The organism is Aeromonas sp. FDAARGOS 1418 (assembly GCF_019048585.1).
Taxonomy (GTDB): domain Bacteria; phylum Pseudomonadota; class Gammaproteobacteria; order Enterobacterales; family Aeromonadaceae; genus Aeromonas; species Aeromonas caviae.
Genome location: NZ_CP077387.1, coordinates 466,800 through 477,500, shown reverse-complemented (window position 1 = coordinate 477,500; position 10,701 = coordinate 466,800). Strand labels below are relative to the sequence as shown.

Sequence of the window (10,701 nt, the reverse complement as noted above, 5' to 3'; positions counted from 1 at the left end):
GAGAGAACTCGGGTGAAGGAACTAGGCAAAATAGAACCGTAACTTCGGGAGAAGGTTCGCTCTTGATGGTGAAGTCCCTTGCGGATGGAGCTGTCGGGAGTCGCAGTGACCAGATGGCTGGGACTGTTTATCAAAAACACAGCACTCTGCAAACACGAAAGTGGACGTATAGGGTGTGACACCTGCCCGGTGCCGGAAGGTTAATTGATGGGGTTAGCGCAAGCGAAGCTCTTGATCGAAGCCCCGGTAAACGGCGGCCGTAACTATAACGGTCCTAAGGTAGCGAAATTCCTTGTCGGGTAAGTTCCGACCTGCACGAATGGTGTAACCATGGCCATGCTGTCTCCACCCGAGACTCAGTGAAATCGAATTCGCCGTGAAGATGCGGTGTACCCGCGGCTAGACGGAAAGACCCCGTGAACCTTTACTACAGCTTGGCACTGAACATTGAACCTACATGTGTAGGATAGGTGGGAGGCTTTGAAGGCGTGACGCCAGTTGCGCTGGAGCCGTCCTTGAAATACCACCCTTGTATGTTTGATGTTCTAACGCAGGGCCCTGAATCGGGCTCGCGGACAGTGCCTGGTGGGTAGTTTGACTGGGGCGGTCTCCTCCCAAAGAGTAACGGAGGAGCACGAAGGTTGGCTAATCCTGGTCGGACATCAGGAGGTTAGTGCAATGGCATAAGCCAGCTTAACTGCGAGACGGACAGGTCGAGCAGGTACGAAAGTAGGTCATAGTGATCCGGTGGTTCTGAATGGAAGGGCCATCGCTCAACGGATAAAAGGTACTCCGGGGATAACAGGCTGATACCGCCCAAGAGTTCATATCGACGGCGGTGTTTGGCACCTCGATGTCGGCTCATCACATCCTGGGGCTGAAGTCGGTCCCAAGGGTATGGCTGTTCGCCATTTAAAGTGGTACGCGAGCTGGGTTCAGAACGTCGTGAGACAGTTCGGTCCCTATCTGCCGTGGGCGTTGGATGATTGAAGGGAGTTGCTCCTAGTACGAGAGGACCGGAGTGAACGAACCTCTGGTGTTCGGGTTGTCACGCCAGTGGCACTGCCCGGTAGCTAAGTTCGGAATCGATAACCGCTGAAAGCATCTAAGCGGGAAGCGAGCCCTGAGATGAGTCATCCCTGACCCCTTGAGGGTCCTAAAGGGCCGTTGGAGACCACAACGTTGATAGGTGGGGTGTGTAAGCGTAGCGATACGTTGAGCTAACCCATACTAATTACCCGTGAGGCTTAACCATACAACACCCAAGAAGTGTTCTGGGCCTTGTAGCAAGTGCATAAACTACTTACAAATTCAGTGATAATGACCAGCAACTAGCAAAGTCGTTATTCACGTCAGCTTTTTCAGATTGAAGATTTTGCCTGGCGGCAATAGCGCAGTGGAACCACCTGACCCCATGCCGAACTCAGAAGTGAAACGCTGTAGCGCCGATGGTAGTGTGGCATTCGCCATGCGAGAGTAGGACACTGCCAGGCACCCAATTAAACGGTGACGTGAAAAAATCACGTTACTGGCTGCGAGGATGACACCTCACAAACAAGCAGCAAATGATTTAGCGAAAGCTAACCGAATGCGGAGCGGTAGTTCAGTCGGTTAGAATACCGGCCTGTCACGCCGGGGGTCGCGGGTTCGAGTCCCGTCCGCTCCGCCACTAAATTGAAAGGCCTTCCCTGACGGGAAGGCCTTTTTGCTTTCTGGCGTCTGGATAAGAGCTCAGGGAGCAAGAGGCAGCCACGAGGGCTGTGACTTGCCACTGGCAACTTTGTCCCGCTCTGTTGTCCCTTGTGCTTGAGCCGGACTTTGTCCGTCTCTGCGTCCGTTATGCCACTAACAAGAAGCCCAGTCGACAGACTGGGCTTTTTTTCGTCTCCACGCTCTCCTCTTCGATCTTCGCAGCAGAAGCATTGCCTTCTTGAGCCGTAAGCTTGCTAGTAATAGACGCAGAGCCAGATGGTTGTCTCGGTCGGATGGGTCCACTCCACCCTGTGCTGAAGGTGCGCCGGGATGTTGATGTAATCCCCCGGCCCCAGATGGACGCGTTCCTGTACCCCGGTATCCGGTGTGATGAAGACCAGGATGGCCTCTCCCTGCGCCAGCAATACCCATTCGTGTTCATCCTGATCGAACCACTCTCCGGTAGGGGTCTGTTGTCCCTGGGAGAGGATGCGCTCGATGCGAAAGTGGTTGGTGCTGACCAGGTCGGTAAACACCTCATTGGGCAGGGGGGAGGGGATCTGGCCAAGCAGGTTGCCTGTGTGCATGGGCTTCTCTCCGGTAGATGGGAACGTGGCTAGTTAAGAGTGTAGAAGCTTGGGATGGGCCGCTCTCATGGAAAATGAGGTCTCCAACGAGCCCTTTTGTGAAAAACTTCGGGGAAATGGAGGCTTATCCGCTGCAATCTCGCCAAATTCTTGCTATTTTGCGCGCCAGCAAGCAAACGATTTCCTTCACACTTTCAGGATGAACTATGGCAACGCAACAAACGACGGCCCGCGCCGGCAATGGCGGGTTTCTGGATTCCTATTTCTCCATCAGCCAGCGTGGCAGCACGGTGCGACAGGAGCTGCTGGCCGGGTTGACCACCTTCCTGGCGATGGTCTACAGCATCATCGTCGTGCCGAACATGCTGGGCGCAGCCGGCTTTGAGCAGGGCCCGGTGTTTGTGGCGACCTGTCTGATCGCCGCCTTCGGCTCCCTGCTGATGGGGCTCTGGGCCAAGCTGCCGATGGCCATCGGTTGTGCCATCTCTCTCACCGCCTTTACCGCCTTCAGCCTGGTGCTGGGTCAGGGGCTGAGCATTCCGGTTGCCCTTGGCGCCATCTTCCTGATGGGGGTGCTGTTCACCCTGATCAGTGTCACCGGCGTGCGCCAGTGGATCCTGGACAACCTCCCCTCCGGCATCGCCCACGGTACCGGCATCGGTATCGGCCTGTTCCTGCTGCTGATCGCCACCAACGGGGTCGGCATGGTGATCAAGAATGAAGGGGCTGGCCTGCCGGTGCAGCTCGGCGAGATCACCGCCTTCCCGGTCATCATGACGGTGCTGGGTCTGGCTGCCATCTTCGGCCTGGAGCGCCGCAAGGTGCCGGGCGGTATCCTGATGGTGATCATCGCCATCTCCATCCTCGGCCTTATCTTCGATCCGAAAGTGACCTGGCAGGGCTTCTTCGCCATGCCGAGCCTGAGTGGCGAGAATGGCTCCCTGGTGGGCAGCATGGATCTGCTGGGCGCCCTCAATCCGGTGGTGATTCCGACCGTGTTGGCGCTGGTGATGACCGCCGTGTTTGACGCCACCGGCACCATCCGTGCCGTGGCCGGTCAGGCTGGCCTCATCAACGAGCGTGGCCACATCATCAGCGGTGGCAAGGCCCTGACTGCGGACTCCGTCAGCAGCATGGTGGCGGGCGTGGTGGGTGGTGCTCCGGCAGCCGTCTACATCGAATCCGCCGCAGGGACCGCTGCCGGCGGCAAGACAGGTCTGACCGCCACCCTGGTCGGCGTGCTCTTCCTGCTGATGATCTTCCTCTCCCCGCTGAGCTATCTGGTACCGGCCTACGCCACCGCACCGGCCCTGATGTATGTGGGCCTGCTGATGCTGGGCAACGTCACGAAGCTGGACTTCAACGACTCGGTCGATGCCCTCTCCGGCATGCTGTGCGCCGTCTTCATCGTGCTCACCTGCAACATCGTCACCGGCATCATGTTAGGCTTCGTGGCCCTGGTGGTCGGCCGCCTGTTTGCCGCCGAGTGGAAGAAGCTCAACATCGGCACCGTCATCATCGCCGTGGCCCTGGTGATCTTCTACGCCGGTGGCTGGGCCATCTAATCTTCACGCTATCGAGAAGGGCCCTGCGGGGCCCTTTTTCATGGCTGTGAGGCGGCTAACACTTTCCCGGGTCTTCCCCATCCGCTCGTTTCAGATTGAAACGTCAGGCTTTGTTTGCTGTTTCAGATCCGAACCGAAACCCCTGTCATTTTTATCCCCCTATGGCTCGCTAGACTGGCTGCATCAACCATCTGTCCACCCGTGTGGTGGCAAGCCAAGGAGTGAGCCATGAAGAAGCTGATCAACGCTGTCGATGCCGTGGTCCGTGAACAACTAATGGGGATGGCCGCTGCCCACCCCGAGCTCAAGGTGCGAATCGAACCCCACTACATCACCCGCGCCGATTCCCCCGTGACGGGCAAGGTGGCGCTGGTCTCCGGTGGCGGCAGCGGCCACGAGCCCATGCACGGTGGCCTGGTGGGCAAAGGAATGCTGGATGGTGCCTGCCCCGGTGAGATCTTCACGTCCCCGACCCCGGATCAGATGTACGAGTGCGGTCAGGCCGTCGACGGCGGCGCCGGCGTGCTGTTTCTGGTGAAGAACTACACAGGCGACGTGCTCAACTTCGAGACCGCGGTCGAGCTGCTGCACGGTGACGGGGTCAAGGTGGGCTTCGCCCTCATCGATGACGACGTGGCGGTGAAGGACAGCCTCTACACCGCTGGCCGCCGTGGTGTTGCCACGACAGTGCTGTGCGAGAAGCTGGTCGGTGCCGCCGCCGAGGCGGGCTACGATCTGGCGCGCTGCGAGGCGCTGGCCCGTCGCATCAACAACCAGAGCCGCACCATAGGCGTGGCCATGCACGCCTGCACCGTCCCTGCTGCGGGCAAGCCCTCCTTCATCCTGGCTGACAACGAGGTGGAGTTCGGTGTTGGCATCCACGGCGAGCCGGGCATCGAGCGCCGTCCCTTCACCGACCTCAACGCCCTGGTGGACGACATGTTCAAGGAGCTGACCGACAACAGCCCCTATGGCCGCACCCTGCGTCACTGGGATCGTGCCTCCGGCAGCTGGCAGGAAGAGCACACCTTTATCGAGCCGCTCAATGGGGGTGACAGGGTCATCGTCCTGGTCAACAGCCTGGGCGGCACCCCCATCTCCGAGCTCTATGGCGTCTATGGCCGCCTCGCCACCCTGTGCGAAGAGGCGGGCATCCACCTGGTGCGCAACCTCATCGGCCCCTACTGTACCTCCCTCGACATGACCGGCATCTCCATCACCCTGCTCAAGGTGGATGACGAGCTGATGACCCTGTGGGATGCCCCCGTTCACACCCCGGCCCTGCGGCGCGGCTGCTGAGGAATATTCATGTTAAGCAAGCATCAGATCGTCAACTGGCTGCTCGACTGCGAGCACATCTTCACCGAGCAGCGTGACTACCTCACGGCGCTGGATACCGACATCGGCGACGGCGACCACGGCCTCAACATGCAGCGCGGCTTTGCCAAGGTGGCGGAGAAGCTGCCCGCGGTGGCGGACAAGGACATCGGCCAGGTGCTCAAAACCACCGGTATGACGTTGCTCTCCTCGGTCGGCGGCGCCAGCGGCCCGCTCTACGGCACCTTCTTCATCCGGGCAGCGGCCAGCAGCGACGCCTGCCAGAGCCTGACCCTCGGTCAGCTTGGCAAGATGCTGAGCGACGGGGTGGAGGGGATCGTCTCGCGCGGTCGCGCCGAACCGGGTGACAAGACCATGTGCGATGCCTGGTGGCCGGCCCTGGCCGCCCTGCAGCAGGCGGAGCAACAAGGCTTGCCGCTGCCCGAGGCGCTGGACAAGGCGGTGGCTGCCGCCGCAGCCGGCACCGAGGCCACCATCCAGATGCAGGCTCGCAAGGGGCGCGCCAGCTATCTTGGTGAGCGCAGCATCGGCCATCAGGATGCGGGGGCCACCTCGACCCTGCTGCTGCTGACCGCCCTGCGTGACAGAGCGAGGTTGTGACATGATCGGCATCGTAGTGGTCTCTCACAGCGCCATGCTTGCGGCCGGTTTGAAAGCCCTGGCCGATCAGCTGGGCAGCCCGGCGAAACTGTTGCTGGCGGCCGGGGTCGATGACCCCGCCCATCCTATCGGCACCGACGCCATCGCCGTGATGAGTGCGATGGAAGAGGCGGACGACGGCAGCGGGGTGCTGGTGCTGATGGACTTGGGCAGCGCCCTCCTGAGCGCCGAGACCGCCCTCGAGCTGCTGCCCCCCGAGCTGAGCGCCCGGGTGCGGCTCAGCCCCGCCCCGCTGGTCGAGGGCACTCTGGCCGCCGTGGTGGCCGCTGGCGCAGGCCTGACGCTGGACGAGGTAGCCGCCGAGGCGCTTGGCGCCCTGGGTCCGAAACAGGGAATGCTGCCTGCCAGTGCGGCGCAGGCTACCACGGAGGCAGCCCCTGTTGCCGACGACGGCTGGCTGCGCTGCGAGGTGGTGGTGGAGAATCCCCACGGCCTGCATGTGCGCCCCGCCGCCCGGCTGGTCGCGGCACTCAAACCCTTTGCCGCTGAACTCAGGCTGCAAAAGGGGGAGAAAGAGGCGAATCCCCGCAGCCTGAGCCGGCTCGCGATGCTCGATGTGCGCCAGGGGGACAGGCTCATCCTGCTGGCGCGAGGTGAGGATGCCGGGGCGGCGCTGAGCTGCTTCCAGCAACTGGCGCAGGATCGCTTCGGCGACTGAAACATTTCCCCATCCGGGCCCCGTCACGACGGGGCCCGCTTTTTTTGAGGGGCGTTCTGGTCAGTGGTGGTAGTCGGCGGGATCGATGTCGAGCAGTTTGAGTCGCCGCCAGAGGGTGGTGCGGCTGATCCCGAGCTGGCGCGCCATCTGGCTGACCTGGCCCTTGCTGGCACGGGCGGCCCGCAGGATTGCCTGATGCTCCAGCTCCGCCAGGGTGAGCAGCGGCTGTCCCACCACCTCGTCCGCCAGCAGGCAATGGCCCTGGCGGATGGCGGCCGGGAGCGCCCGGGGCGGGATCTGTGCCTCACTGCAATGAAGCTGGGCGTACTCGATGGCGCTGCGCAGCTCCCCCAGGTTGCCGGGCCAGGGGTAGGCCAGCAGGCAGTCGAGGGCGTCAGGGGTGAACTGGCGCCCCGGCTCGCCCCCCTGCACCGTCAGGTGCTGGCGGATGAGGCCAGGCAGATCGGCGCTGCGTTCCCGCAGGCTCGGCAGCCAGAGTTCGCACCCTTGCAGCGCATAGAGCAGCTGGCGACCGAATTCCCCCTCCTGCACCCGCTGCTCCAGCGGGGCGCTGCTGGTCGCGATGATCCTCACCCTGAGGGGCAGGATGCGGGCGGAGTCGAAGCGCTGGATGCGCCCCGTCTTGAGCAGTTGCAGCAGGGCGGCCTGCATGGGGGCGGGCAGGCTCTCCACCTGCTCCAGCACTAGCGTGCCACCGTGAGCCAGCTCGAACTTGCCTGCCCGCTCCTGCCCCGCCTCGTCGGACCCCATGAGTTCCAGCGCCATCCGCTCCCTCGGCCATGCCTGGCAGTTGAAGATGACCAGGGGGCCGGCGGCTCGCTCGCTGCCAAAGTGGATGGCCTCCGCCAGCTGGGCCTTGCCCACCTCCTCTTCCCCTCGCAGCAGGACGGGGCCCTGTCCCCTGGCCGCCTGGCGGGCGTGGCGAAGCAGTTTGCGCATGGCGCTCGACTCCCCCACCAGGGCGGAGAGCTCGGGCACCGTCTGGCGCAGTTGATGAATGGCGCGCAGCCGATCGGTGGGATGGAGCAGGACGATGAAGCTGACCCCGTCCGGCCCCGGCAGGGGCTTGAGGCTCACCAGGGCGTCGATGAAGGCCTCGCCCCGGGACTCTCGCCGCTCCAGCGTCACCTCCACATGGCTCAGGGGGGTCATCTCCGCGATGGCCAGACGCAGGCGCTGGGGCATCAGCAGATGGTGATCGAGGGGCTGACCCAGACAGACAGCCGGGTCGAGTTGCAGCCGACTGGCCGCCAGGGCGTTGAGGTAGCGCAGCCGCCCCTGGGGATCCCAGGCCAGCACGCCGTCTTCCATGCCATCCAGCAGGGCATAGAGCTCGCTCAAATGGTGCTGGGACTCCTGCATCAGGCGCTCCATCTGCAGCAGATTGGCCAGCTCGCGGCCGGCGCTGACGGTGAGCGCGAGATCTCCCGGCGCGGCCTCCTCCACCCGGCAGATCAGGGCCACGATCGCCACCTGGCGACCGGTGCTGTTGTAGACGGGGCTGGCACAGCAGTGCCAGGGGTGGAGACGCTGGTTGAAGTGCTGGGGGCCGCTGACGCAGAGCGGTACCCCCTCCAGGGCCGCGAGGTTGACGGCATTGGTGCCGATGCGTCCCTCGCTGAAAAATGCGCCTGGGCCAAAACCGAGGGTCGCCAGCGCCTGCAGGGTATCGGGGTGGCCGGTCCGGGCCAGCAGGCAACCGCTCTCGTCAGTGAGCAGCAGGGCGCAGGGGCGCCCCTCCATGAACTCGTAGAGATCCTCCAGCGCCATCTCGCCGGTGGTGAGCAGGTCCCGTTTGCGCTGGCGCAGGCTATCCAGGGTCTGCCCTCTGGCGCAGTGGGGAGGATGCCAGAGGGACGCGCTGGTCTGGTGGGCACAGCGCAGCCAGGAGGCCTGCAGGTGCTCGGGCCAGGACGGGAGGGGCTGGGGGACGGATGGCATGGTCACGGCGATGTCCGGCAAAAGGGAAGGGGCCATTTAATCACCCTTGCCGCCCCGATTCAGTGACCGCTCTCAGAGTGTCGCGTCCTTGCCCCGGGTGGCAGCCTCTGCAGCAAACTGCTGCTGGAGCCATTGGCTCACCGCCCGGCACTGGGGACTGCCTTCGCTCTCCTGATGGATCAGCATGTTCCAGTTCGGCCCGGCCACCCGGTGGGACGAGAGGGGCAGCAGCCACCCCTGTCGGCGTGCGTCGCGAGAGAGCAGCTCGCTCGCCAGCGCCACCCCGAGCCCGGCGCTGGCCGCATCCTGCAACAAGCCGGGATCGGAGAAGTTGAGCCCCTGGGTCTGCAGGTGCAGATCGTCGCCGCCCTTGAGGGTCCAGTGGTGCCAGTCCATCTCCCGCTCCCCGTGCAGGGTGGTGCGCTCCTGCGCGGGCTGTGCCAGCACGGCCAGGCTCGCCACCGGCAGCAGCCGATCCGCCAGCAGCGGCTGATGGCGGCATTCCGCCTGGGGAGCCAGCCCCCAGCGCAGCGAAATGTCGATGGTCTGCTCGGCCATGTTCGGCGTGTCGTCGCTGGTGAACAGCCAGAGATCGATGCCCGGATGCTGGCGGTGAAGGTCGGCCAGCCGGGGCAGCAGCCAGAGGCGGGCGATGGCGGTACTGGTGTTGAGCACCAGCTGGTTCGGCTTGCGGTACTGCTCGAGGCGCTGTATTCCCACCGCCAGTTGCAGCAGCACTTGCTGGGTCGTCTCCAGCAGATCCTGGCCCGCGTCGGTCAGGGCGACGGAACGTCCCTGGCGGTGAAACAGAGGCTGGCCAAGCAGCTCCTCCAGCGAGCGGATCTGCTGACTGATGGCAGATTGGGTGAGGTGCAGCTCCTGGGCCGCCTGATGAAAGCTGCCGAGCCTGGCCGCCGCCTCGAAGCCGCGCAGCACGTTGAGAGGGGGCCAGTGTTTGAACATCATTGATTAGCTCCGCTTATCACTTTTATCGAAAATCGATCGTTTGTTACCCATCAACGGGGAGAATAGTCTATTCCCATCGTCAATAACCTTAATAGCACCTAATCAGAGAGGCTGAGATGCGCGAGCAGGGAATGCGGGCTGTGGGCTGGTTCATGCCAGCGGAGTGGTGCCGGCACGCGGCGACCTGGATGGTCTGGCCGCACAACAAGGCGCTGTGGGAAAACGGCTGGGGCGTAACCCTGCCCCAGGTCCAGCAGGACTTCGCCCGGGTGGTCAATGCCATCGCCCGCTTCGAACCGGTGAACCTGGTGGTGGATCCCGCCGCACAGGCGGAGGCTCGCGCCCTGTGCGGCGACGGGGTGCGCTTCATTCCCCTGCCGGTGGATGACAGCTGGTGCCGTGACTCCGGCCCCACCTTCATCTGCCATCCCGAGCTTGGCACCGCCGGGATTAGCTGGCGTTTCAACGCCTGGGGCGGCAAGTCGGCCCACGGTCTGGACGAGGGGCTGGCGCGGCGCGTGCTCAACAGCCTGGAGCTGGAGTGCATCGGCAGCTTCCTCGCCAACGAAGGGGGCGCCATCCATGTGGATGGGGAGGGCACCCTGATCACCACGGAGTCGGTGCTGCTCAACAGCAACCGCAATCCCGGCATGACCAAAGTGGAGATCGAACGGATCTTCAGCCGCCTGCTCGGCATCGAGAAGACTATCTGGCTGCCGGGGGATCCGGACCACGTCACCGGCGACATGACGGACGGTCATGTGGACGGGGTCTGCGCCTTCAGCCGCCCCGGCCACCTGCTGGTGGACGCCACCCTGGACGGGCACTCCACCTATGGCCGCGTGGTGCGGGAGAACCGCCGAGCCCTGGCCCTGGCCACCGATGCGAGAGGTCGCTCCTTCGAGTGCCTCGAGCTGTTCGAGGCGAGCGAGGCGGTGGACGCCGAGGCGGAGGTGTTCTGCGCCTCCTACACCAACTTCTACATCGCCAACGGCGCCATCATCATGCCCGCCTACGGCGTAGGTGCGGACGAGGCGGCGGGGGAGGTGCTGAGGCGCGCCTTCCCGAACAGGCAGCTGGTGCCGGTGCGCATCAACCAGTTGGCCCACGGCGGGGGCGGCATTCACTGCATCACCCAGCAGCAGCCGGCCTGGCCGGTGCAGGGGTAAGCGTTTGGAGCGGCCTCGTCAGGCGTCTGCGAGGCCTCATGACGGGATCAGGGAGGAGAGATTCATGAACAAGGTCGTCGCAACCATGCAGTTTGCCTGTCAGG

8 protein-coding genes, 1 tRNA gene and 2 rRNA genes (1 of these 11 cut by a window edge) are annotated in these 10,701 nt (G+C 63.6%); 8 read left to right on the top strand and 3 right to left on the bottom strand.

Annotation, left to right across the window (positions count from 1 at the left end; all coding sequences use genetic code 11):
• The 3 genes from I6L48_RS02325 to I6L48_RS02315 form a co-directional block, all read left to right on the top strand.
• A 23S ribosomal RNA gene (locus I6L48_RS02325) occupies nt 1-1,255 on the top strand (it extends 1,634 nt beyond the left edge of the window).
• Between the two features lie 123 nt (nt 1,256-1,378).
• Nucleotides 1,379-1,493: ribosomal RNA gene (gene rrf, locus I6L48_RS02320) — 5S ribosomal RNA — on the top strand.
• A 99-nt stretch (nt 1,494-1,592) separates the two neighbouring features.
• Nucleotides 1,593-1,669: transfer RNA gene (locus tag I6L48_RS02315), tRNA-Asp, on the top strand.
• 277 nt (nt 1,670-1,946) lie between these two features.
• Here I6L48_RS02315 and I6L48_RS02310 read toward each other — a convergent pair.
• Nucleotides 1,947-2,279 (bottom strand): cupin domain-containing protein, encoded by a 333-nt coding sequence (locus I6L48_RS02310; RefSeq protein ID WP_113069119.1) that lies wholly within the window; start codon nt 2,277-2,279, stop codon nt 1,947-1,949.
• 206 nt (nt 2,280-2,485) lie between these two features.
• Between I6L48_RS02310 and I6L48_RS02305 the strand changes: the two genes are divergently transcribed.
• The 4 genes from I6L48_RS02305 (at nt 2,486) to dhaM (ending at nt 6,500) form a co-directional block, all read left to right on the top strand.
• The gene (locus tag I6L48_RS02305; protein WP_010675944.1) at nt 2,486-3,844 is read left to right on the top strand and encodes an NCS2 family permease; all 1,359 of its coding nucleotides are present in this window, start codon (nt 2,486-2,488) and stop codon (nt 3,842-3,844) included.
• A gap of 228 nt (nt 3,845-4,072) precedes the next feature.
• On the top strand, nt 4,073-5,143 hold the full coding sequence (dhaK, locus tag I6L48_RS02300; RefSeq protein WP_113069117.1) for a dihydroxyacetone kinase subunit DhaK: 1,071 nt from the start codon (nt 4,073-4,075) through the stop codon (nt 5,141-5,143).
• Nucleotides 5,144-5,152: 9 nt separating this feature from the next.
• Complete coding sequence (gene dhaL / locus I6L48_RS02295) at nt 5,153-5,782, top strand: dihydroxyacetone kinase subunit DhaL (RefSeq protein ID WP_005306235.1); 630 nt, start codon at nt 5,153-5,155, stop codon at nt 5,780-5,782.
• Between the two features lies 1 nt (nt 5,783).
• Nucleotides 5,784-6,500, top strand: a complete 717-nt coding sequence (gene dhaM / locus I6L48_RS02290; protein WP_109112634.1) for a dihydroxyacetone kinase phosphoryl donor subunit DhaM — start codon at nt 5,784-5,786, stop codon at nt 6,498-6,500.
• Nucleotides 6,501-6,560: 60 nt separating this feature from the next.
• Here dhaM and dhaR read toward each other — a convergent pair whose 3' ends face one another.
• The gene (gene dhaR, locus I6L48_RS02285) at nt 6,561-8,462 is read right to left on the bottom strand and encodes a dihydroxyacetone kinase operon transcriptional regulator DhaR (protein ID WP_216988056.1); all 1,902 of its coding nucleotides are present in this window, start codon (nt 8,460-8,462) and stop codon (nt 6,561-6,563) included.
• 72 nt (nt 8,463-8,534) lie between these two features.
• The gene (locus I6L48_RS02280) at nt 8,535-9,428 is read right to left on the bottom strand and encodes a LysR family transcriptional regulator (RefSeq protein ID WP_216987745.1); all 894 of its coding nucleotides are present in this window, start codon (nt 9,426-9,428) and stop codon (nt 8,535-8,537) included.
• A 116-nt stretch (nt 9,429-9,544) separates the two neighbouring features.
• Between I6L48_RS02280 and I6L48_RS02275 the strand changes: the two genes are divergently transcribed.
• A complete protein-coding gene (locus tag I6L48_RS02275) occupies nt 9,545-10,597 on the top strand; it encodes an agmatine/peptidylarginine deiminase (RefSeq protein WP_042880411.1) in 1,053 nt (350 codons plus the stop codon).
• The last annotated feature ends 104 nt before the right edge of the window (nt 10,598-10,701 follow it).

Coding starts and splice junctions, on each gene's coding strand:
- I6L48_RS02275 (WP_042880411.1), top strand. CDS start 9,545: ATGCGCGAGCAGGGAATGCGGGCTGTGGGCTGGTTCATGCCAGCGGAG.
- dhaM (WP_109112634.1), top strand. CDS start 5,784: ATGATCGGCATCGTAGTGGTCTCTCACAGCGCCATGCTTGCGGCCGGT.
- dhaK (WP_113069117.1), top strand. CDS start 4,073: ATGAAGAAGCTGATCAACGCTGTCGATGCCGTGGTCCGTGAACAACTA.
- I6L48_RS02280 (WP_216987745.1), bottom strand. CDS start 9,428: ATGATGTTCAAACACTGGCCCCCTCTCAACGTGCTGCGCGGCTTCGAG.
- I6L48_RS02310 (WP_113069119.1), bottom strand. CDS start 2,279: ATGCACACAGGCAACCTGCTTGGCCAGATCCCCTCCCCCCTGCCCAAT.
- dhaL (WP_005306235.1), top strand. CDS start 5,153: ATGTTAAGCAAGCATCAGATCGTCAACTGGCTGCTCGACTGCGAGCAC.
- I6L48_RS02305 (WP_010675944.1), top strand. CDS start 2,486: ATGGCAACGCAACAAACGACGGCCCGCGCCGGCAATGGCGGGTTTCTG.
- dhaR (WP_216988056.1), bottom strand. CDS start 8,462: ATGCCATCCGTCCCCCAGCCCCTCCCGTCCTGGCCCGAGCACCTGCAG.